The 21,789-nt window shown below is 59.6% G+C and carries 15 protein-coding genes and 1 riboswitch; of the genes, 4 read left to right on the top strand and 11 right to left on the bottom strand.

Translation table 11 applies throughout. The features are described 5' to 3' along the window. Positions 1 to 112: 112 nt before the first annotated feature. Both FHW71_RS17620 and entS read left to right on the top strand, forming a co-directional pair. Complete coding sequence (locus FHW71_RS17620) at positions 113 to 8,515, top strand: non-ribosomal peptide synthetase (RefSeq protein ID WP_179452376.1); 8,403 nt, start codon at positions 113 to 115, stop codon at positions 8,513 to 8,515. A gap of 104 nt (positions 8,516 to 8,619) precedes the next feature. Continuing rightward, the gene (entS, locus tag FHW71_RS17615) at positions 8,620 to 9,882 is read left to right on the top strand and encodes an enterobactin transporter EntS (RefSeq protein WP_179452377.1); all 1,263 of its coding nucleotides are present in this window, start codon (positions 8,620 to 8,622) and stop codon (positions 9,880 to 9,882) included. Here entS and fepB read toward each other — a convergent pair. From fepB to FHW71_RS17575, 8 genes are all read right to left on the bottom strand, one after another. Continuing rightward, complete coding sequence (fepB, locus tag FHW71_RS17610) at positions 9,879 to 10,829, bottom strand: Fe2+-enterobactin ABC transporter substrate-binding protein (protein ID WP_286176320.1); 951 nt, start codon at positions 10,827 to 10,829, stop codon at positions 9,879 to 9,881. The two genes, entS and fepB, sit on opposite strands and share 4 nt — an antisense overlap. 133 nt (positions 10,830 to 10,962) lie before the next feature. Then, positions 10,963 to 11,895: an ABC transporter substrate-binding protein gene (locus FHW71_RS17605; RefSeq protein WP_179452378.1), complete on the bottom strand. Its 933-nt coding sequence runs from the start codon at positions 11,893 to 11,895 to the stop codon at positions 10,963 to 10,965. 9 nt (positions 11,896 to 11,904) lie between these two features. Then, positions 11,905 to 12,639: an ABC transporter permease gene (locus FHW71_RS17600; RefSeq protein WP_179452379.1), complete on the bottom strand. Its 735-nt coding sequence runs from the start codon at positions 12,637 to 12,639 to the stop codon at positions 11,905 to 11,907. Then, the gene (locus tag FHW71_RS17595) at positions 12,623 to 13,339 is read right to left on the bottom strand and encodes an ABC transporter ATP-binding protein (RefSeq protein WP_179452380.1); all 717 of its coding nucleotides are present in this window, start codon (positions 13,337 to 13,339) and stop codon (positions 12,623 to 12,625) included. The genes FHW71_RS17600 and FHW71_RS17595 overlap by 17 nt, the downstream gene beginning before the upstream one ends. Beyond that, a complete protein-coding gene (locus FHW71_RS17590) occupies positions 13,336 to 14,301 on the bottom strand; it encodes a HesA/MoeB/ThiF family protein (RefSeq protein ID WP_179452381.1) in 966 nt (321 codons plus the stop codon). Before FHW71_RS17590 ends, FHW71_RS17595 begins: the two co-directional genes overlap by 4 nt. A gap of 11 nt (positions 14,302 to 14,312) precedes the next feature. Then, entirely contained in the window at positions 14,313 to 15,071 is a 759-nt protein-coding gene (locus FHW71_RS17585) for a thiazole synthase (protein ID WP_008110718.1), read from the bottom strand. Between the two features lie 3 nt (positions 15,072 to 15,074). Continuing rightward, complete coding sequence (gene thiS / locus FHW71_RS17580; protein WP_179452382.1) at positions 15,075 to 15,272, bottom strand: sulfur carrier protein ThiS; 198 nt, start codon at positions 15,270 to 15,272, stop codon at positions 15,075 to 15,077. After that, positions 15,256 to 16,200, bottom strand: coding sequence for an FAD-dependent oxidoreductase (locus tag FHW71_RS17575; RefSeq protein WP_179452383.1), 945 nt, complete (start codon positions 16,198 to 16,200; stop codon positions 15,256 to 15,258). Before FHW71_RS17575 ends, thiS begins: the two co-directional genes overlap by 17 nt. A 129-nt stretch (positions 16,201 to 16,329) precedes the next feature. Continuing rightward, positions 16,330 to 16,449: riboswitch (TPP riboswitch) on the bottom strand. Positions 16,450 to 16,624: 175 nt separating this feature from the next. On the opposite strand from FHW71_RS17575, the gene FHW71_RS17570 reads away from it, so the two are divergent. Continuing rightward, entirely contained in the window at positions 16,625 to 17,062 is a 438-nt protein-coding gene (locus FHW71_RS17570) for a 6,7-dimethyl-8-ribityllumazine synthase (RefSeq protein ID WP_061719087.1), read from the top strand. Between the two features lie 93 nt (positions 17,063 to 17,155). Here the strand turns inward: FHW71_RS17570 and FHW71_RS17565 are convergent, their stop codons facing one another. Next, positions 17,156 to 18,469, bottom strand: coding sequence for an MFS transporter (locus FHW71_RS17565; RefSeq protein ID WP_179452384.1), 1,314 nt, complete (start codon positions 18,467 to 18,469; stop codon positions 17,156 to 17,158). Positions 18,470 to 18,656: 187 nt separating this feature from the next. Continuing rightward, positions 18,657 to 19,382 carry a pirin family protein gene (locus FHW71_RS17560; RefSeq protein WP_179452385.1) on the bottom strand — a complete coding sequence of 242 codons (726 nt, stop codon included), beginning with the start codon at positions 19,380 to 19,382 and terminating at the stop codon, positions 18,657 to 18,659. Positions 19,383 to 19,505: 123 nt separating this feature from the next. Between FHW71_RS17560 and FHW71_RS17555 the strand changes: the two genes are divergently transcribed. After that, positions 19,506 to 20,381 carry a LysR family transcriptional regulator gene (locus tag FHW71_RS17555; RefSeq protein WP_061719084.1) on the top strand — a complete coding sequence of 292 codons (876 nt, stop codon included), beginning with the start codon at positions 19,506 to 19,508 and terminating at the stop codon, positions 20,379 to 20,381. A 102-nt stretch (positions 20,382 to 20,483) separates the two neighbouring features. On the opposite strand, the gene FHW71_RS17550 is transcribed toward FHW71_RS17555, so the two are convergent. Next, a complete protein-coding gene (locus tag FHW71_RS17550) occupies positions 20,484 to 21,716 on the bottom strand; it encodes an MFS transporter (RefSeq protein WP_008110705.1) in 1,233 nt (410 codons plus the stop codon). Positions 21,717 to 21,789 lie beyond the last annotated feature (73 nt).

Below are 21,789 nucleotides of genomic sequence, written 5' to 3'. Positions count from 1 at the left end.
CGGCAAATGCGCGAATCCCCAGGAGCTTACTGAAGTAAGTGACTGGGGTGAACGCATGTAGCCAACGCGGCTGCAGCTTGAAGGATGACGGGAATTCGACAGGAATTGTCTCTTGGCAACGTTTAATCCGGCCCCTTCAGCGGCCTATCCACTGGTCGCGGCGCAGCCCGGCATTTGGATCGCTGACAGCATTGCGCAGCAGCGCAATCAATTTACCGTGGCGCACTACAGCGTGCTGCACGGCGACATCAATCGCGCGGCGCTGGACAGCGCTATACAGCAAGCGATGGCGGAAGCCGATACCGTGCAGGCGCGCTTCGCCCTGGATGAGCATGGCAATCCGGCGCAGTGGTTTGGTGCGCAAGCGCCGGTCGCGCCGGAATGGCATGATTTCAGCCAGCGCGCCGATGCCAGCAGCCAGGCACACAAACTGATGCAGGCGGATCTCGCCGCCGAGCTGCCCGCCGACGGTGACAAACCGCTCTATCGTCACGCGCTGATGCGCATCGGCGACGGCAGCTGGCTGTGGTATCAGCGCTATCACCATTTGCTGGTGGATGGCTTCAGTTTTGAAGCGCTGACCCAACGCGTCGCGGCGATCTACGCCGCCCTTTGCGCCGGAGCAACGCCCGCGCCATCGCCGTTTACGCCGTTCACCACGGTGATTGAAGAGATTCAGCAGTGGCAGGATTCGCCTGCTTTTGCGCGTTCCGCCAGCCACTGGCAAAGTTACGCGGCGGATCTGCCAGAGACGCTGACGCTGTCCAGCGAAAACCTGAGCGATCACGGCGACCGCCCGATCAGCTGTCAGGTGATGCTGCCGCAACTGGCCACGCTGCGTCAGCAGCAACAACTGGCCGATAACAGTGAAGGCGATATCGTCAGCGCGCTGTTGGTGGCCTATCTGGCCCGCTTCAGCAACAGCCAGCGTTTGTCGATTGGCTTCCCGTTTATGCGCCGCATGGGTTCGGCGGCGATCTCCACGCTCGGCCCGGTGGTCAATGTGTTGCCGCTGATTTTCAGCGTCAGCGATGAGATGACGTTGCCGATGCTGGTGCAGCAGGTGCAGGGCGAAATCCGCAAAGCGCGCCGCCATCAGCGCTATGAAGCGGAGCAGCTGCGCCGCGATCTCGGCCTGGTCGGCAGCAGCCAGGCGCTGTATGGCCCGGTGATTAACGTCAAGGTTTACCACGACGATCTGCAATTCGACGGCCAGCCCGCCCCAACGCACACGCTGGCGATGGGCCCGGTTGACGATCTGGAGTTTGAAGTCGGCTTCCGCGATGGCGCATTGCAGCTGACGCTGGTAGCAAACCCGCGCCGCTACGATGCGCAAACGCTACAACGTCATGCCGATCGCATCAGCCATCTGCTGACGCAGTTCGCGGCGGATGCCGACATGAGCCTGGGTGCGCTGTCATTACTCGCGCCGCAGGAACAGATCGATCTGCAACGCTGGTCGACCGGTCCCACCATCGTGCCGCCTGCCGATACCCGCACCATCGTCGATATCCTGTTACAAGCCGCTGAGCAATACGCCGAGCAAACTGCGGTGGTGTGCGGCGATCGCAGCCTGAGCTATCGCCAGCTCGCCGATCGCGCGATGCAACTGTCGCATCTGCTGATCGCACGCGGTTTACAAGCAGACGACGTAGTGGCGATTGGTATTCCGCGTTCAGTAGATTCACTGGTGGCGATGTTCGGCGTGCTGGCCAGCGGCGCGGCTTATATGCCGCTCGATCTCGACTATCCGCGCGAACGCCTGGCGCTGATGTGCGATGACGCACAGCCTAAGCTGCTGCTGACGCACTCCAGCACGCTGGCGCAAATGCCTGAGTTGCCGCATTTGTTGATTGACCAGATTGCGTTGAGCGATTATTCCACCGCACGCCCTGACACCAAACTGTGCGGCGACGATCTGGCCTACATGATTTACACCTCAGGTTCGACCGGTCGCCCGAAAGGCGTTATGAGCACCCATCAAGGTTTGCTCAATCTGTTTCTGTCGCACCGCGAGCATCTGTTCGGCCCGGCGATTGCGCGCTTCACCGCCAGCAGCCCGCGCCGCATGCGCGCCGGTCACACCGCCTCCTTCTCGTTCGATTCTTCGTGGGAACCGCTGTTCTGCATGCTGATGGGCTGCGAGCTGAATATCTTCGACGAAGAGCTGCGCCGCGATGCGTGGGGCCTGATTCAGCAGATGAACGCGGTGCCGGTTGACTTGCTGGATATCACGCCGTCGTTCTTCTCGCAGATGATCGACAGCGGCCTGCTGGAAGCCGATAACCATCGTCCCTCTTTTGTGATGATTGGCGGTGAAGCGGCCACGCCAACGCTGTGGAAGCTGATGCAGCAACAGCAGCAGATGGAGATCCATAACTATTATGGCCCGTCGGAATACACCATCGATACGCTGGGTGCCAGCGTCATGGCATCACCGCAGCCGGTGATTGGTCGTCCTGTGGGCAACAGCGAAGTCTATCTGCTGGATAACCAGCTGCGTCAGGTACCGATTGGCTGCGCTGGCGAGCTGTATATCGCCGGAACCGGCATCGCGCGCGGTTATCTGCGCCGCCCCGATCTCACTAGCGGACGCTTTGTCGCCAACCCGTTCCGCGATGGCGATGTGATGTACCGCAGCGGCGACCTGATGCGCTGGCGTCAGGATGGACAGCTGGCGTTTATTGGGCGTACCGATCACCAGATTAAAGTGCGCGGCTTCCGTGTTGAACTTGGTGAAGTGGAAAACGCGCTGGTGGCGCTGCCGGAAGTCAGCACCGCCGTGGTGATCGCCGAAGTAATGGGCGCCACGCATCGCCTGATTGGTTACTGCTCGGTGCAGGATGACGCGTTGCGCGCCGAAGCCGATCTCAATGCCCGTTTGCTGGCGCAGCTGGCCACGCAGCTGCCGGATTACATGGTGCCTGCGGTGTTGATGGTAATGGACGAGTTGCCGCTCAACGTTAATGGCAAGATTGATCGCCAGGCGCTGCCAAAGCCGCAACAGGCGCAGCAGAGCCAGAGTCGCGCCGCCAGCACGCCGCAGGAGCAGCTGATTTGCCACGCGATTGCCAGCCTGCTGGGGCTGGAGAGCGTTGGCGCGGAAGATGATTTCTTCGCGCTCGGCGGCGACAGCATATCTGCAATGGGGCTCAGCACCGCCGCACGCCGCGCCGGCTATTTGCTGCGTCCACGCGAAATCTTTGCCGAACGTACCGCTGCCCGCATGGCGCGTGATCTGCAGCCGCTGGCGCAGCACAACAGCGGCGCGCGCGTGGCGCAACAGGGTGCGATTGGTGGCTTGCCGATTCTGCACTGGTTCAATGCGCAAGCCGGTATCAATGCGCGCTTTGCGCACGGCGTGCTGCTGTCGGTGCCGCCGCAGTTGCAACTCGATCAGGTTGAACAGCTGATCGATCAGTTGGCGCAGGCACATCCGGCGCTCAACGCCTTCACGCGCGGCGATCAGCTGATTGTTGGCGAAGCGCTGGCGTCGCGTCCTGCTCGTACTCGTGCGCTTGAGGTGCAGGATCGCGACCGCGCAGCAGAACAGGCGTTTAGCGAAGATGCTGAGGCGCTCGATCCGGCAAACGGCGCGCTGCTTCGCGCCACGCTGCTACAACAAGACGGCATCAGCTGTGGTTTGGTGCTAACGCTGCATCACCTGATTGTTGATGGCGTCTCGTGGCGCGTATTGCTGGATGAGCTGCAACAGGCCGGTGACGCGCTGCTTAATAATACGCCGCTGGTGATCCCCGCCGAGGAAACCTCGCTACATGACTGGTCTGCCGCGCTGCTGGCGAACCTTTCGGCGCGCGCCAGCGAGTTACCGTTCTGGCAACAGATGCTGGCCGAACCGCTGCCACTTGTCGGTGATCGAGCAATTCAGCCCCGCGATCGCCAACAGCATCAACGCACGCTGCTGGATGCATCCACCACGCACGCGCTGCTTAACACGCTGCCGCAACACTATCGCGCCACCAGCGAAGAGCTGCTGCTGACGTTGCTGACGATGGCATTGCGCCAACTCAACGGCAGCGCACAGCAGCGCGTCACGCTGGAGTCGCATGGCCGTGCTGAACTGCATGCTCAGCAGGATCTGGCGCGCACCGTTGGCTGGCTAACGGCGGAATTCCCGCTGCTGCTGCCGTTGCCAGAAAATCCACACGCGCCGCTCAATGAGTGCGTACGCGCTGTAAAAGCGGTACTGCGTGCGGTGCCGGATCGCGGTATTGGCTACGGGCAACTGCGCTGGCTCGATGCCCATCGCGGCGTGACGCTGGAAAAACTGGCGGCACAACACGCGCCGCAGATGCTGTTTAACTACCTTGGACGCTTCACGCAGCGTAGCGGTGACTGGTCGCCACAGCGCACCGCGCAGCAGTTCCGCGACACCTTTGCGGTGCTGCAGGATGAAGCGCTGCCGCTGCAGCATGCGCTGGAACTCAACGTCTTCGTTGAGGAGCAGCCGAACGCGGCGCAACTGGCGCTGAACTGGAGCTGGGCGGACGGCGTGCTGAACGCCGAAGCGATTGCCGAATTACATCAGGCAATGGCCGCTGCCGCGCAGGCGCTGATAACATTGGCACAACAGCAGCCGCAGCAAGCTGCCAATACGCTGGTGGCCGCTGAGGTGGCGCTTGATGGCATCGATGATGCGTTGCTGCAACAGCTGCATGCGCGTCACGGCGCGTTCAGCCACGCGCTGCCGCTGTTGCCGCTGCAAAAAGGTCTGCTGTTCCACGCGCAAACCACCACGCAGCAAGGTAGCTATAACTCGTTAACCCGCCTGACAATCAGCGGCGACATCAGCGCCGCAGCGGTACAAACTGCGCTCGACGCGGTGTTACAGCGCCATCCGCAGCTGGCGGCGCGCTTCGATGCTGAACTCAGCCTGCAACCGCTGCAGCTGATACCTGAAACGGAATTGCACTGGCCGCTGACGCTGCATCAGCTAGCCGACGAAGATGACCTTGTAGCGCTGGAACATCAGGCGCTGGCGCAGGATCTGTTTAGCCAGCCGATCATGCTGCACGCCACATTGATCGCCCATCGCGATGGCATGCGCTGGACGCTGCTGCTCAACGCGCATCATCTGGTGGTGGATGGCTGGTCAACGCCAGTGATCCTCAACGATCTGCTCAGCGCGCTGCGCCAGCACACTTTACCCGCGCACAGCAGTAGCTACGCCGACATTGTGCGTCAGCTCAGCCAGCGCGACAGCCACGAAGCGCGTCAGCAGTGGCAGGAATGCCTGCAAGAGGTGCGTCCGACGCTGCTCTATCCGCAGGCCGCCGACAGCGCGGTCAACGAAAAGCGCATTACGCTGGATGCCACGCTGGAGCGGGAACTCTACGCGCTGTGCCGGGCGCGCGGCTTAACCCTGAATACCGTGATGCAGGGATTGTGGGGCTTGATGCTGTCGGTCGCCAGCGGCCAGCAAGACGTGGTGTTTGGCGCGCCGGTTTCTGGCCGTTTTGGCCAGATTGACGGCATCGATCAGCACGTTGGCCTGTTCAGTAACACGCTGCCGGTGCGCATGCGCTTAGATCATCAGCGTCCATTGCTGGCGCAGCTCGCCGATCATCAGGCGCAGCAAATCCAGCTGATTGAGCAGGATTGCCTCGGTCTCGCCGAGATCCAGCAGCTGGTCGGTGCCGGAACGCTGTTCGATACCTTGCTGGTGGTGGAGAACTATCCGGACAACCAAACGCTGCTGGACGCCAACGCCGCCGTGCGCTGCGAAGCAATTCACAATCGTGGTTACACGCACTATCCGCTGACGCTGCTGGTGCTGCCGGGCGAACAGCTGACGTTGCTGATGGAGTATCGCGACTGCGTCAGCGAGCCGGAACGTCTGGCCGAGCGGCTGCTATTGCTGCTGCAACAGCTGGTAAGCACCCCGGATCTGCCGCTGACGCAGTGGAAGCTGCAAACGCTGGCCGAGCAATCGCTGCTTGCCTGGGTAAACAACACCGGCGTGCAGCTGGAAAATGAAACCCTGCAGCAGGCGATTGCCCAGCAGGCGGCACGCACGCCGGATGCGCTGGCGCTGATGGATATGGAGCATCGTCTGAGCTACGGCGAAATGCAGCGTCAGGCCATGCTGCTGGCGGATCGCTTAATTGAAGCGGGCGTGATGCCGGGCGATATCGTTGCCGTGGCGTTGCCGCGCTCGGTGCGTCTCAGCATCGCGCTCACCGCCATCCTGCAGGCGGGTGCAGCCTATTTGCCATTGGATATCGGTTATCCCGATGAACGTTTGGCTTACATGGTGGAAGATGCGCGGCCGTGGGTTCTGATCACCGAATCCGCACTGGAAACCCGCTTCGCCACATTTGGCACGCTAATGATGTTTGATGGCTTAGCCGTTGAGCAGCTTCAGCCGCGTCACCCTTTGCCGCAGGCGGATGCTAATCGCCCGGCTTACGTGCTTTATACCTCGGGCTCAACCGGTAAACCGAAAGGCGTGGTGGTGAATCAACGCGCCATCGTCAATCGCCTGCGCTGGATGCAGGCCAGCTATCCGCTGCGCGCTGACGACGTGGTGTTGCAAAAGACGCCGTGCAGCTTTGATGTTTCGGTGTGGGAATTCTTCTGGCCGCTGATGACCGGTGCGCAGTTGATGATGGCACCGCCGGAAGCGCATCGCGATCCGCAGGCGCTGTGGCAGCTGATCGACGATTATCGCGTGACCACCCTGCACTTTGTGCCCTCGATGCTGGCGGCCTTTGTCGGCCATCTCGCCGCGCAAACCGAACGGGCTTGCCCGACGCTGCGCCGCGTATTCTGCAGCGGTGAAGCGCTGGCGTGCGACCTGGCGCGCAGCTATCAGGCGGTGATCGCTGCGCCGCTGCACAATCTGTATGGCCCAACCGAAGCCGCCGTCGATGTTACCTGGCAACCGGCCAGCGGCAGCGCGCTGGATGGCCTCAACGGGCCGGGCGTGCCGATTGGTCGTCCGGTGTGGAACACGCAGCTGCATATTCTCGATAGCCTGCTGCGACCGGTGCCGGTTGGCGTGCCGGGCGATCTCTATCTCAGCGGCGTGCAGTTGGCCGATGGCTATTTGCATCGCGCCGACCTCACGGCACAGCGCTTTGTCGCCGCGCCGTTTGCTGAAGGCGAGCGCATGTATCGCACCGGCGATATCGCCAGCTGGCGCGCCGACGGTGCGGTTGAGTATCTCGGTCGCAGCGACGACCAGCTGAAGATGCGCGGACAGCGTATCGAGCCGGGTGAAATCGAACAGGCGTTAGTGGCGCTGCCGGGCGTAGCGCAGGCAGTGGTCGCGGCGCGCGCGCTGACGCAACACTCGGCGCCGGGCGTCGATAACCGTCAGCTGCTCGGCTGGCTGGTGGCCGAAACGGGCGTGGCGCTGGATATCGACGCGGTGAAGCAGCAGCTGGGCGAACGTCTGCCGGCGCATATGCAGCCGGTCAGCTATTTGCTGCTCGACCATCTGCCACTCAGCGCCAACGGCAAGCTGGATCGCAAAGCGCTGCCGATGCCGCAGCTCAACGCGCGCAGCGGTCGCCTGCCGCACAGCGCCAATGAACGTCTGCTGGCGGATCTATTCCAGCAATTGCTCGGTTGCGACAGCGTATTTGCCGACGACGACTTCTTTGCGCTCGGTGGTCATTCGCTGCTGGCGATGCGTCTGGCGGCGGAACTGCGTCGTCGTGAGGTGCCGCCACTTAGCGTTGGGCAGATCATCGCCGCGCGCAGCGTGGAGAAACTGGCGGCACTGCTCGACGGCGGTGCCAACAGTGAAAGCGGTGGTAACGGCGAACTGCTGCCGCTGCGTGCCGGTTACGGCCCGACGCTGTTCTGCATCCACCCGGCATCCGGCTTCGCCTGGCAGTACAGCGCCCTGCTGCACTATCTCGACGGCGACTTCCCGATTGTCGGCCTGCAATCGCCGCGTCCACATGGTGTGATTGCTGCGTGTCACAGCGTGGAAGCGATGTGCGAACGCCATCTGCAGGCGATTCGCCAGCAGCAGCCAAGCGGACCTTATTTCCTGCTCGGCTATTCACTCGGCGGCACGCTGGCGCAAGGCATCGCGGCACGTTTGCAGGCGCAGGGTGAAACGGTGGCATTCCTCGGCCTGCTGGATACCTATCCGTCAGAAGGTCAGGACTGGCGCACGCCGGACGCCGACGAAGCAGAACAGGAAGTGGCGCGCGAGCAGGCCGAATTTATGGCTGCGACCGAAGATGAGCGCGATCCGCTGCTGCGTGAGGAGAAGGCGGCAATGTTTAGCACCATCGTCGCCAACTACAAAGACGCCGTGGCGCGCCTCGCCGAAGCGCGCACGCCGCGTTACGCCGGCAACGCCACGCTGTTTATGGCTGAGAAAACGCTGCCGCCGGATATGGATGTGCGCGCCAGTTGGGCACCGTTTGTTGATGAGTTAACCATTTTCCCGCTGGATTGCGAGCACGCCGATATTCTTTCGGCGGATTCGTTAAAGGTACTGGGACCGTTGATTAATCGTTTGTTGGCAGGTTGAGGTTAGATACGTTTTTGTAGGGTCGCCATTTATGGCGACCGGCAACAACCGCGCACCGTAGGGTCGCCATTAATGGCGACCTCGTTCAAATACACTGGAGAATCATGGCTAAGCCCTCGATATTCTTAGATTTCAGTTTGCTCAAAAACAACGCATCTTTCCGCGCGATATTCTGCGCGCGCATGCTCTCGGTATTCGCCCTTGGCATGCTGGCGGTTGGCGTGCCGGTGCAGATTCAGGCAATGACCGGCTCCACCCTGCAGGTCGGCGTGGCGGTAATGCTCGACGGCATCGGCATGTTCATCGGCCTGCTGCTCGGCGGCGTGCTCGCCGATCGCTACGATCGCCGCAAGCTAATCCTGTTCGCGCGTGGCACCTGCGGCATCGGCTTTGTGCTGCTCAGCCTCAATGCCTTCAGCCCAGCGCCGTCGTTGCTGGCGCTCTACTTCCTCGCTTTCTGGGATGGCTTCTTTGGCGCGCTTGGCATGACAGCGCTAATGGCGGTGATCCCATTAATCGTTGGACGTGAACATCTGGCAGAAGCCGGTGCGCTCAGCATGCTAACGGTGCGCCTCGGCGCGATTCTGTCGCCCGCGCTCGGCGGTATGATCATCGTCGCGGCGGGTGTCGGTTGGGCTTTTGCGGTCGCCGCGATTGGCACGCTGGCGACGCTGATTCCGCTGGTGCGTTTACCGTCGATGAAGCCCGAACAGCAGGAACCCGAACATCCGCTGCGCGCGCTGGCAAGCGGCATGCAGTTTGTCTGCCAGCATAAAGTGGTCGGCGCGGTAGTGCTGGTTGGCTTGCTGCTCAGTATGGTTGGCGCGGTGCGTATTCTGTTCCCGGCGCTGGCGCTGACCTATCACGCCGATGCGTCCGCATTAGGGTTGATGTACTCGGCGGTGCCGCTGGGTGCAATGATCGGTGCCTTTACCAGCGGCTGGGTGCGGCAGTTGGCGCGTCCCGGATTAGTGCTGATTGGCTGTGCGCTGCTGGCATTTGCCTGCATCGCCTCGCTCGGCCTTTACAGCCATCTGCTGCCCGCGCTGCTGGCGCTGGTGTGTTACGGCTACAGCAATGCCATCGCCTCGCTGTTGCAGTTTATGCTGACGCAGCATCACACGCCGGATGCGCTGCTGGGACGCGTCAACAGCCTCGGCACCGCGCAGGATGTCACCGGCGATTCTGTTGGGGCATTGGGTTTAGGTGCGCTGGCTCGTGCGCTGGCACCGCTCAGCAGCGTGCTGTGGTTTGGCGGATTGGCGGCGGGATTGCTGGTGCTGCTGTCGCTGGCGGCGCGCGGTCTGCGTACGGCGCGCCTCGGTGAACAACCGGACGCGCCGCAACCCGCCACCGCCGATGCTTAACGGCTAAACTGCCGCTCGATGCTGCTGAGCATATTGCTGGCGCTGTAGTAATCGAGGCGGAAAGTGTCATTACCTACGGCAAAGATGTCGTGCTGCTGCACCGCAGGAAGATGGGCGAGGAACGGATTCTTCGCCACCTGCGGCACGGTTTTCTCATCGGCAGCAAACAACAACAGCGTGTTGCCGGTGATGCCATCCGCCATGTTTTCCCCGTTCAGCTGAATTATGTCATTGCGCTTACCCATGCTGGTGCTGCCCTGAAAACTGGCGGGCAGCGCGGCCAGCGTGAAGCCCAAATCCTGCAATAGCGCGCCCTGCGCCGATGCTGGCGTCCACAAGTTCATTCCGCGTCCATCTTCGTAATAGACCAGCGCAGAGGTCGGCTGCGGCGGCAGCGTGATCTTGTGACGCACCGCGTCTACCCGTTGATCGAATTCTGCAATCACCTTTTTAGCATCGGCTTCATGGCCGGTAATCTCGCCCAGCTGCAAGGTCAATGCCTGCCAGCTCTTATCGCCGTAATCGACCACTAACACCGGGGCGATGGTTTGCAGTTGATCGTACAAGCGCAGCGCCGAATCGCCGCCGGTAGCAGCAATCACGATCAAATCTGGCGCTTCGGCGGCAATGGCTTCGGCGTTCGGCTGCGAGATGTAAAGCGGCTTAACCTGACGCGCTTTGGCCACCGCGCCCCATTGCGTGAAAAAGCCCTGCGCATCCGACACGCTGCTGCTGCGGCTGGTGGCACCGGAACCGACCAGCGGCGCGTTAATCGCCAGCAAGGTGCCACTCAGCGTGACGCTGGTAGAGACAATACGCTGCGGCGGCTGTTGCAGCGTGAACGGGCCTTTCGGTGTGGCGATAGTGCGCGGCCAATCGGCGCTGGCTTGTACATGGGTGCAGATGAAAAACAGGCTAAGCAGCAGAGAAAGAGCGGGGAAACGCATCAGGTTGTCCATCACTTGATAGTTGAGAATAAATATCATTATCAAAAATAAGTGCGGGTGCAAGGGAAATTCTTTATGTGAGAGCGGTCGCCATGAATGGCGACCCTACATATTCATGCGCACCTGGTTGAAATTATTGCAGTGAATATCGCGCCATCGGCGCCACATCCTTAATCACGCCATTGGCCTTCATATATTCACCAAACGCCTGATAACGTGCCTGATCAAATTCCGCACTGTGAGCGGCGAAATACGGCAGCGTTGCCTGCCACGCTTCGTGATTGAGCGGCGTATTCAGCTCGGGATATTGTTTAATAAACGCCTGCCACGCTTCCTGCGGATGCGCGCGCAGCCACGCCACACCTTCATCCAGACCACGTAAAAACGCCGGAATACGTTTGTCTTGAGCAGCGGTCTTCTGGTTCGCCACAATGATCAGCTCGTCATAAGCAGGCACGCCGTAATCTTCCGGCTTGAACACCGTTGGCTTGGCGCCTTTGTCTTTCAGATCCAGCAGCTCGTAGTTGCGGAAGATAGTCATCGCGCCATCAATCTTGTGCGTCAGCAGCGCGGAGGTGCCATCCATATTCAGGTTGATAAGCTTCACCGAGTCAGCATCAACGCCCTGTGATTTCAGCATATTACGGATCGCCACATCTTCGGTGCCTGGCACCGCATAACCGATAGTTTTGCCAGCGAAATCTTTCAGCGAGTGGATATCGCCTGACACCGTGGTCAGCGTATTCAGCGGCTGATTAATCAACGTGCCGACGCGGATCACCGGCACCTCTTTATCCACCAGCGTGTAGAGCTGCGGCTGGTAGCTGATGGCGAGATCGACTTTGCCCGCCGCCAGCAGCAATGGCACCGAAGCGGAATCGGCGGGCGCGATCATCTCCACATCCAGCCCCTCTTTCTTAAACGCACCGCTGTGCTGGGCAGCAAAAATCGCCGCGTGGTTGGGGTTGATAAACCAGTCGAGCAGCAGGCGAACTTTCTCCGCCGCCTGCACGTTAGCGGTCGCCAGCAGCAGCAACGCGGTCAATGCGATTCGTAGGGTATTCACGGTACTTCCTTATGTAGATTGCCAGAGGATTTTCTTACGCATCAGCGCCACGCTGCCCGAAAGCAGCAGCGCCAGAATCAGTAACAGCAGCAGTGCCGCGAAGCTGGTGGCGGTTTCCAGTCGCGCGTTGGATTGCATCATCAGATAGCCGAGCCCTTCGCTGGCGCCAACCCATTCGCCAATCACCACGCCAATCGGAGCCAAAACCACCGCCATTTGCAGGCCAGAGAAAAATTGCGGTAACGCGGCGGGCCAGCGCACACGCCAGAAGATGCGGAAGCGCGATGACGTGCTGGTTTGCGCCAGTTCCAGCCAGCCGCCCGGCGTGCGGCACAATCCATCGAACAGTGATAAGCACAGCGGGAAGAACAGAATCAAAGCTGCCACCACCACTTTCGAGGCGATACCAAAGCCGAGCCACAGCACCAGCAGTGGCGCGAGGGCAAATACCGGAATCGCCTGGCTGGCGGTGACCAGCGGAAACAGCATGCGACGCAGCAGCGGACTAGCCGCCATCAGCACCGCCAGCGTCACGCCCGCGCCAACGCCCAGCAGCAGCGCCAGCACAATTTCCGCCAGCGTATAAAGCGCGTGATGCCACAGCAGTTGACGATGCAGCCACAGCGCTTCGAGCACTGCCTGCGGCGCGGGCAGCAGGAAGGTTGGCACGCCGCTGTGACGCGCCAGCAGCCAGCCACACAGCAGCACCACGATCAGGTAGATCGCGCTAAACAATGTTTTCATGGGTATTCAGTCTGGTGAAGAGTTGAGCCTGCGCCTGCAGCACGTCGGGATGATCAAAGGGACGCGGCGCGTCACCGCCGGGAACCGGCCAGCTTTCGATGGCCAACGGCTGGCCTTGCAGCAGCAGAATGTCATCGGCCATGCGGCACGCTTCCAGCGGATCGTGCGTCACCAGCAGCACGGTTTTGCCCTGCAGTAATTCGGCAGTTAGCGTTTGCAGGCTGAGTTTAGTCATCACATCCAGTGTGGCGAAGGGTTCATCCATCAGCACCACGTCGCGCTGCGCATAAAGCGTGCGTGCCAGCGCCACGCGTTGCCGCATGCCGCCCGAAAGTTGCTGCGGCGGCGCATGCGCTACGTCACTGAGTTTTACTTGCTCGAGCAGCGCCAGCGCGCGCGCGCGATCGGGTTTTTCGCCGCTGAGCCGCGCCGACAGCATCACGTTGTCGAGCACCGTCAGCCATGGATAAAGCAGATCCTGCTGGCCCATCCACGCCACATTGCCGCTTAAGCCCTGCACCGCGCCCTGCTGCGGCTTGAGTAAACCGGCCACCAACCGCAGCAGCGTACTTTTGCCGATGCCACTGCGTCCCAGCATTACTGTGGTTTTGCCGCCGCGCAGTTGCAGATTCAGCCGCTGACACAGCGGTTTGTCCCCCCAGCTAAAACTCACATCGTTGAAGAAAATGTCCTGATTCATGGGCGATTGGCCGCCAGAATCGCCAGCCGATGAAATCCGCGCTGCGCCAGCGCGCTGGCGGCCTGCGCTGCACGGATGCCGCTGGCGCACACCAGCACGATGCGCTGCTGGGCGGGCGGCTGCCACGCCGCGATCGCCTGCGGCAAGATGCGCTCAACGCCATCCGTCACGCTGACCGGCGCTTCTTCACAGCTGCGCAGCTCGACAATGCAGTCATCGGCGGCAAGCTGTTGCGGGTCGATAAACGGCACCACATGTTCCGGCTCTTCCGCATCATCAAAGCGGAACTGGCGGAAATGCCAGTTCACGAAGTCGCAGTTCACCAGACAACCGAGCGGTGAAGGCTGCAATTCCAGCAGCACGCTGAGCGCCATCTGCGCCTGCATCGCGCCGAGCGTCGCCACCGCCGGGCCCATTACGCCGGCGGTGTTGCAGTTCGCCGCCGATGACGGCAAGCGCGGAAATACCGCGCGATAGCTCGGCGATCCGCCACAGAATCCACCGACGTAACCTTGCCTGCCCAACACCGAGGCGCTGATCAGCGGAATACCCGCCTTCATGCAGGCATCCGAAAGTTGATAGGTGACGGCAAAGTTATCGGCGGCATCGATCACCAGATCGCAGCCCGCGAGCGCCTGCTGCACATTGCTAGCGCTCAGCGACTGCTGCACTGCTTCTATCTGCACTTGCGGATTACGCTGTTGCAATGCCTGCTGCGCGCGCAGCACTTTGGGCTGGTCGATATCCTGCTCAGTAAACAGCGTTTGCCGATGCAGGTTATGCAGCGCCACCACATCGTCGTCATACAGCCGAATATGGCCGACACCCGCGCCCACCAACTGCGGCAATAACGTGGCGGCCAATCCGCCCGCGCCTGCCACCAGCACGCGTGCGTCGAGCAGTTTCTGCTGCCCTGCTTCGCCGATTTCCGGCAGCATCATCTGGCGTTGATAACGTTGCATATTTGCCTGCCTCAACTCAGATTTGCCAGGCCAAAGATCGGCGTGGACGCAGCGGCCATGTCGCGCTTCTCCATCAGTCCGGCGGCGCGTGCGGCTTGTCCGGCTTCAATCGCCAGTCGGAAGGCGTTGGCCATGCCGATCGGATCGCCCGCTTTGGCGACGGCGGTGTTGAGCAAAATGCCATCGAAGCCCATCTCCATCGCCTGCGCCGCCTGGGACGGCGCGCCAATGCCGGCATCAATGATCAGCGGAATGTCGCTGAACCACGCACGCATGGCGCGCAGGCCGTCGATATTACGCAAGCCCTGACCGGAACCAATCGGCGCGCCCCACGGCATCAACAGTTCGCAGCCCGCCGCCAGCAGCTTTTCGCCAACGATCAGATCTTCAGTGGTGTACGGAAACACCTGAAAACCCTCTGCGCTGAGGATGCGCGCGGCTTCAACCAGTGCGAAGGGATCGGGCTGCAGTGTGTCGGCGTGACCAATCACTTCCAGCTTGATCCACGCGGTGTTGAACAGTTCGCGCGCCATGTGCGCGGTGGTGACGGCTTCTTTCACCGTGTGACAACCGGCGGTATTCGGTAACACGCGGATGTTGAGGCCGGTCAGCAGTTCGCGGAAAGCCGCGCCCGCCGCGCCTTCGCGCCGCAAACTGACGGTGATGATATCGGTGCCGGAGGCGGCAATCGCCTGCTGCAAAATGGCGGGCGAAGGATAACCGGCGGTGCCAAGCAGGAAGCGTGATTGTGGGTCAAAATCGTAAAACATCGCTTAACCTCCCTGCATCGGTGACAGCACTTCAAGCTGGCAACCTTCATCCAGCAACTGCGTGTGGTACTGGCTTTTTGGCACAAACGCACCGTTGTAGGCGGTGGCGACGCAGGCCACGTCGATTTGCTGCTCGATCAGCAATTCGCTCAGGCTTTTTGCCTGCGTGCTGATGAGGCGGCCGTTAAGCTGAATGTTCATTTTTAAGTTCCCCAGAAAGACGCTGCATCAGCTGCTCTGCCAGCATCGGTGCCAGCAGAAAACCGTGGCGATACATGCCGTTGAGATAAAAGATGTGATTGTGATAGTGGATTTCCGGCAGATTCGCCGGATAAGCCGGACGCAGCCCACTGCCGCTTTCAATGACGCGCGCTTCGGCTAAGGCCGGATGGATGGCGTAGGCGGCGCTGAGCAACTCCATCATGGCGCGCGCGCTGATGGCACTGGCATCGTCGCTCTCGATCATGGTGGCGCCGAGCATAAAGTGGCCACCGCGACGCGGCACCAGATAGCAGGGAAAACGCGGATGCAGCAGACGAATCGGGCGGGAAAACTGCACTTCTTCGCTGTGCAGAATCAGCATTTCGCCGCGCACCGCACGCAGGCGCGGCAGTTCCGGCGCGGCGTGGATGCCGCGACAATCGATAATCTGGCCGCTCGGCGCGTGATTGTTGAATGGCACGCCGTGGGCGATCAGCTTGTCTCGCATCTCCTGCAACGCCAGACGCGGATCGAGATGCGCTTCCCCGGCGAAAAACAGACCGCGCGCAAAGCGCCCTTCCAGCGCCGGTTCGATATCGGCGGGATCGACCCATTGGTGCTGCTCGGTCATACGGGCGAAACGGTTGAGTTCCTGGCTATCGCGCGGCGGCGCAACCACCAACGTGCCCTGATGCTCGACGCAGCTAACGCGCTGTTGCCACCACGCGGCGGCGTGTTGTCCAAGGGTGATGACGTCGCGCGGCGCGCTTTCGGCTTCACACCAGGGCGCCAGCATGCCACCAGCAAACCACGATGCCGGGCGACGCGCATCATCGCCAATCACCTCGACGTCTTCACCGCGTTCCGCCAGCAAAGTAGCCACGCACAAGCCCGCCACGCCACAGCCGAGCACGCTCCAGCGGCTCACAGCGCCGGTTCCGGGATGTACAAAAAGGGGGAATTCACATCGGCCTCTCAGTGTTAGCTGAGACCCGCAGATACAGGAGAAGGGAAATGGCGCAACCATCGAGCTTGCCTGAGCGCCAGACAGCCCAAAGAACAAGGCTGTCAGTCTTCCTACGCCAGTATCAACTGGGTCAGGTTCAAAGGGTCGCTAAGCCGCGCAGTGCGCTATTAGCCTCTCAGTCTCTTTGGCGAGACTCCCCCGACGCGTCTATTTGTATTGCAGGCGATGGTCGCCGTCAAGCGCGGAATAACCAGATCGTTTACAGGGAAATAAGCAGCAAGGCATTTATCGCTACCTGGGCTTTGTGGATCACAAACGTAACATATGGTATACAAACACATTATTTTATGCGCAAGAACCAATTACAGGTGATGTCGGAATATCCATGAAGAATATTAAAATTGCATTTATTAAAGCCGGCTGGCACAAAGAAATTGTCCATAATGCCCTGGTGGGTTTTGAAAAAGAATTAGCCGATCAATCCGTAGAAGCAGAATTAAAAGTGCTTGAAGTGCCTGGCGCATTTGAAATGCCGCTGCTGGCTAAGCGTCTGGCCGAAACCGGCAAATACGATGCGATTGTCTGCGCCGCGCTGGTGGTTGACGGCGGTATCTATCGCCATGATTTCGTTGCCGCTGCGGTGGTTGATGGCCTGATGAATGTGCAGCTGACCACCAATGTGCCGGTGTTCTCCGTGTCATTAACGCCGCATAATTTCCAGCCGGTTGATGTTATCGAAAACTTCTATACCGAGCATTTTATTAAGAAAGGCAAAGAAGCGGCGCGCGCTGCGCTAGCTATTCACAATCTGTCGATTGATTGATGCATTAAAAAGGGAGCACCTCATCAGGCGCTCCCTTTTATTTAATATGACTTTCTACTGTTAATATTCAGAATAGTGCCAGCCTCGCTTCACTCAGTGTTTCACACTCATCAAATGATTTTCTTTCATAGGTCGGCGCGTTTCAGATGGATTGATATCGCACTCTTTCGGCAGTAACAGCGTAAAGATTCCCGCGATCACCAGCGAACCCGCCAGCCAGCAAATCGCCACATTTTGGCTATACAGCAGCGTCATGATCCCGACTAAGTACGGTCCGCAGAATCCACCCAGATTACCCAACCCATTGATTACGCCACGCGCGCTGCCCGCCACTTCCGGCGCAGCGATACGTCCGGGAATCGACCAGAATGGGCTGGTTGCCGCTTTGAGGAAGAAGCCGCACACCACCAGCGCGATATAGGCGGCGACGACGTTGTCATGCAGCACCACCGACGCCAGCAAGGCGGCGGCAAAGCAAAACAGCGACACCATCACCCACAAACGGCGCTTGCCGGTGCGATCGCTTAACCATGAAATGGCGTAGATGCCGAGCACCGTCGCCACAAAAGGAATCGCCGCCAGCAGGCCGACGCCCGTCATATTGGTGCCGGTGAGATTTTTCAGGATACTCGGCAACCACAGCGTGTAACCGTAATCGCCGGTTTGATAGAAGAAGTTGAGCGCCACCAATTTCATCAGGCCCGAATTGCGAAACACCGCTTTCAACGGCGCTTTGCTGACCGGTTCCTTCTTCAGATGCTGGGCCTTTTCGCGCGCCAGTTCGCGCAGCAAATATTCCTTTTCACGTGCCGGTAACCAGCGCGCCTCTTCAGGACGATCGGCGATCACCAGCCACCACACCAGCAGCACTACGGCGGAAAGCAGGCCTTCAATAATGAACAGCCAGCGCCAATCAAGCACATTGATGATGTAACCCGATATCGGCGCGGTGAACATGCCGCCTAACGGCGCGAACATCATGACAAAGGCGTTGGCGCGACCCAGCTCTTTTTCCGGGAACCAGTTGCTGACCATGGTTAACACCACCGGCAGCATGCCGCCTTCGGAAATCCCCAACACAAAACGCAGCGCCAGCAATTGATAGTGATTGGTGACAAAACCGGTGGCGATCGACACCACCATCCACGCGGTCAGCGACCAGGCAATAAAGCGTTTGCCGCTGCCATTTACCGCGATACGGCCGCCCGGCACCTGTAAAAACAGATAACCGATAAAGAAGATGCCGCTCACCACGCCGGCCATTTGGCTGGTGATCGCCAAATCCTGATCCATGCCGCCAGGCAGCGCAAAGCTGATATTGACGCGATCCATGAATGAGACAATGCAGGTGATGAGAATTGGGGCGATGACGCGATACCAGCGCGTTCCGGGGATTTTTTCTTGCATGCTGCCCTCTCCATGTTAAGCCGTGATGCTTAGGTTCATTGGCTAACTATTAAAGAGAGTATGGAAATAATTATTGCGATCTTAATCACTGCAATTAATGTTAAGAAAAAGTGTTACAACCGCTGTGATCGCACATAAAAAAAAGCAGCGCGATGGCTCGCACTGCTCTTTGTATTGTTTTTAATCATTAACGCTGCGGATGATTCACTTCCAGCGGACGCAGATCAAACACCAGCACTTCCGCATCATCACCATTAGCAAACTGCAGCGCGCTTTCGTTGCGAACGCGTGCGCCGTCGCCTTCTTTGAACTTCACGCCGTTCACTTCGATGCTGCCGCGTGCTACGTGAATGTAGGCGTAACGATCGGCATCCAGCGCGAGGGTTTGCTGCTCGACACCGTCAAAAAGGCCGGCATAAATGCGGATATCCTGACGCACGCTGAGCGAACCGTTTTCCCCTTCCGGCGAAATAATCAGGCGCAGCTGACCGCGTTTGTCACTTTCCGCCACTGAAATCTGCTGATAACCCGGAGGTGAATTACGTTCGCCAGGCACGATCCAGATCTGCAGGAAGTGCACGTTGTCCGTTTTCGAGTGGTTGAACTCGCTGTGTGTGACGCCGCTACCGGCGCTCATCAGTTGCACATCACCCGGCACAATCACCGAACCGGTGCCCATGGAATCTTTATGCTCCAGCGCACCTTCCAGCACATAGGAGATGATCTCCATGTTGTTGTGCGGATGCGCACCAAAGCCGCGACCTGGTGCCACGCGGTCATCATTAATCACCAGCAAGTCTGAGAAGCCGGTTTGTTTTGGATCCCAGTAACTGGCGAAAGAGAACGTATGATGCGAATTCAACCAACCGTGGTCACCCACTCCGCGTTGTTCTGACAGGCGTTGTTCAATCATGATCTGCTCCTCAAATTTGCTGTTGGGGGGCAATTGCCCTTCCCGTTGCAAACAAGTATACGTAAACTGATTTGCCTAACAATGCGTCATAATGACAATGACTGTCACAGATAAGTGGACAATATGCAGATTGAAGATCTCCGCATTTATGTAGCCGTGATCAAAGCCGGTAACTTCACCGCCGCCGCTGAACAGCTGATGCTGTCGAAGCAGTACGTCAGTCGCCGCATCGCCGCGCTGGAGGAGTCGCTCGGCGCGCGGTTGCTAAATCGCAACACGCGTAAGTTGTCGGTGACAGATAACGGCCAGCTGTTTGCGCAGCACGCGCAGCGCATTCTGGATGATGTGCAGGAAGCCGAGCTGGCGGTATCGGGCCGTCGTCAGGTACTACAAGGCAGCTTTCGCCTGAGCGTGCCGATGTCGTTTGGTATCAGCCATCTGTCGCCGTTTATTGCCGAGTTTCTTAGCCTGCATCCGGGCTTGCAGTTTCAGGTTGAGTTGGCGGATCGTCATGTCGATATGGTCGGCGAAGGATTTGATATGGCGATTCGCATCGGTACGCTGCCCGATTCGAGCCTGATCGCTAAGCGGCTGGGCGAGTTTCGCCGCGTGATCTGCGGCAGCCCATCATACCTGCAAGGCGCAGGCGCGCCGCGTACGCCGGAGGAGCTGAGCGAACATTTGTGTTTACGCTACGGACGCGAAAGCCAAACCGGCTGGGAACTGTTTAACGGCGACCAGCGCAAAGTGATTAGCGTGCATGGGCCGATGGTGAGTAATAACGGGGAAATGTTACGTGACGCGGCGGTTGCCGGGCTCGGGCTGATTCTGTTGCCGGAGTTTATTGTGGCGCCGGCGCTGGCAAGCGGTGAGCTGGTGACGGTATTAGAAGAGTGGCAACCGACCTCGCTGCATCTCAATGCACTCTATCCGCAGCATCGCCAGCGCAGTGAGATCAATCGGGTGTTTATGGCATTTTTGCAGCAGAAATTGGCTTAATTTGACCAGGTGCGCATAAATGCGCACCCTACAAAACCCAAAACCCTATAATCGCGCATCCCACGCTTTCGTAGGGTCGCCATTAATGGCGACCGCAACCTTTTAATGACTTTCGTGCGCAAAGGTAATCGACTTACGGCGTGCATCGCGCATCGCTACCGCATGAATCAACAGACCCAACACCGCCAAAATCGCGCCCACCCAACCGGTAGATTGCCATCCCAGACCGGCAGAAATAGTCACGCCGCCCAACCATGCGCCGAGCGCGTTGGCGAGGTTAAACGCCGAATGGTTCATCGCCGCCGCCATGGTTTGCGCGTCACCGGCAACATCCATTAAACGGATTTGCAGCACCGCCGCCAGCGCCACCATGGTGCCCACCAGCATCACGTTGATGGCGCCTGCCAGCGCATAGTGCGCGGCAAACACGAAGGCGCTGAGCACCAGAAATGACCAGATCAGTAGAATGCGGATGGTCTTTTCAATGCCGCGATCGGCCAGACGACCACCGGCGATGTTGCCGATAATCATGCCTAAACCAAACAGCGCCAGCACCGCCGGGATCCAGCTTACCGGCATCTGCGCCAGTTCGGTCATGGTTGGTTTCACGTAGCTAAACACCGAGAACAAACCGCCGCTGCCTACCGCGCCAATCGCCAACGTCAGCAATACCTGTTTGCGCGTTAGCGCCGACAATTCGCGCAGCGGGCTGGCATTCTTGTCGCCCGCCACGTTCGGCACCCACAACCAAATCAGCAGTAAGGTCACTACAGCCAGACCGCCGACAATGGCGAAGGCATCACGCCAGCCAAACCATTGGCCGATCGCCGTCACGGCCGGCACGCCAAGTAAGTTGGCGATGGTCAGGCCAAATAGCACCATCGATACCGCTTGCGCGCGTTTGCGCCGTTCCACCAAACCGGCTGCGACCAACGCTGCCACGCCGAAGAAGGTGCCGTGCGGAAAACCGGCGAGGAAACGCGCCAGCAGCATTGAGTAGTACCCCGGCGCAATGGCGCTCAGCAGGTTACCGGCGGCAAACAGGCCCATCAGCGTCATCAGGAAATTACGGCGTGAGGCGCGTGCGCCCAATACCGCCAGCAGCGGCGCACCAATTACCACGCCAAGTGCGTAGATACTGATGAGATGTCCGGCCGAGGGAATCGATACGTTAAGACCTTTGGCTGCATCGGGCAGCAGGCCCATGATAACGAATTCGCCGGTACCAATGGCAAAGCCGCCGGTGCCGAGCGCGAACAAGGCTTTTAACACGCTCTGACGCGGCAGCGATGCCTCATCCGGCAGCTGAGTAAGTTGGGGCTGTACTGATGACATGAGTTTTCCGAACCACAAGTGAAGAACTCAGTCAGGATCGTGGGCGCTTAACGCGACAGCCATCGTCGAGACC

The sequence above is a fragment of the Enterobacter sp. Sphag1F genome, from assembly GCF_014193275.1.
GTDB classification, from domain to species: Bacteria; Pseudomonadota; Gammaproteobacteria; order Enterobacterales; family Enterobacteriaceae; genus Pantoea; species Pantoea symbiotica.
Note: the sequence above shows the minus strand (reverse complement) of the source record. Positions and strands in the feature narration are given on the sequence as shown.

Bases quoted from the DNA above. Each gene is read 5' to 3' on its own strand.
- entS (WP_179452377.1), top strand. From the start codon at position 8,620: ATGGCTAAGCCCTCGATATTCTTAGATTTCAGTTTGCTCAAAAACAAC.
- fepB (WP_286176320.1), bottom strand. From the start codon at position 10,829: ATGCGTTTCCCCGCTCTTTCTCTGCTGCTTAGCCTGTTTTTCATCTGC.
- FHW71_RS17600 (WP_179452379.1), bottom strand. From the start codon at position 12,639: ATGAAAACATTGTTTAGCGCGATCTACCTGATCGTGGTGCTGCTGTGT.
- FHW71_RS17595 (WP_179452380.1), bottom strand. From the start codon at position 13,339: ATGAATCAGGACATTTTCTTCAACGATGTGAGTTTTAGCTGGGGGGAC.
- FHW71_RS17590 (WP_179452381.1), bottom strand. From the start codon at position 14,301: ATGCAACGTTATCAACGCCAGATGATGCTGCCGGAAATCGGCGAAGCA.
- FHW71_RS17585 (WP_008110718.1), bottom strand. From the start codon at position 15,071: ATGTTTTACGATTTTGACCCACAATCACGCTTCCTGCTTGGCACCGCC.
- thiS (WP_179452382.1), bottom strand. From the start codon at position 15,272: ATGAACATTCAGCTTAACGGCCGCCTCATCAGCACGCAGGCAAAAAGC.
- FHW71_RS17570 (WP_061719087.1), top strand. From the start codon at position 16,625: ATGAAGAATATTAAAATTGCATTTATTAAAGCCGGCTGGCACAAAGAA.
- FHW71_RS17565 (WP_179452384.1), bottom strand. From the start codon at position 18,469: ATGCAAGAAAAAATCCCCGGAACGCGCTGGTATCGCGTCATCGCCCCA.
- FHW71_RS17560 (WP_179452385.1), bottom strand. From the start codon at position 19,382: ATGATTGAACAACGCCTGTCAGAACAACGCGGAGTGGGTGACCACGGT.
- FHW71_RS17555 (WP_061719084.1), top strand. From the start codon at position 19,506: ATGCAGATTGAAGATCTCCGCATTTATGTAGCCGTGATCAAAGCCGGT.
- FHW71_RS17550 (WP_008110705.1), bottom strand. From the start codon at position 21,716: ATGTCATCAGTACAGCCCCAACTTACTCAGCTGCCGGATGAGGCATCG.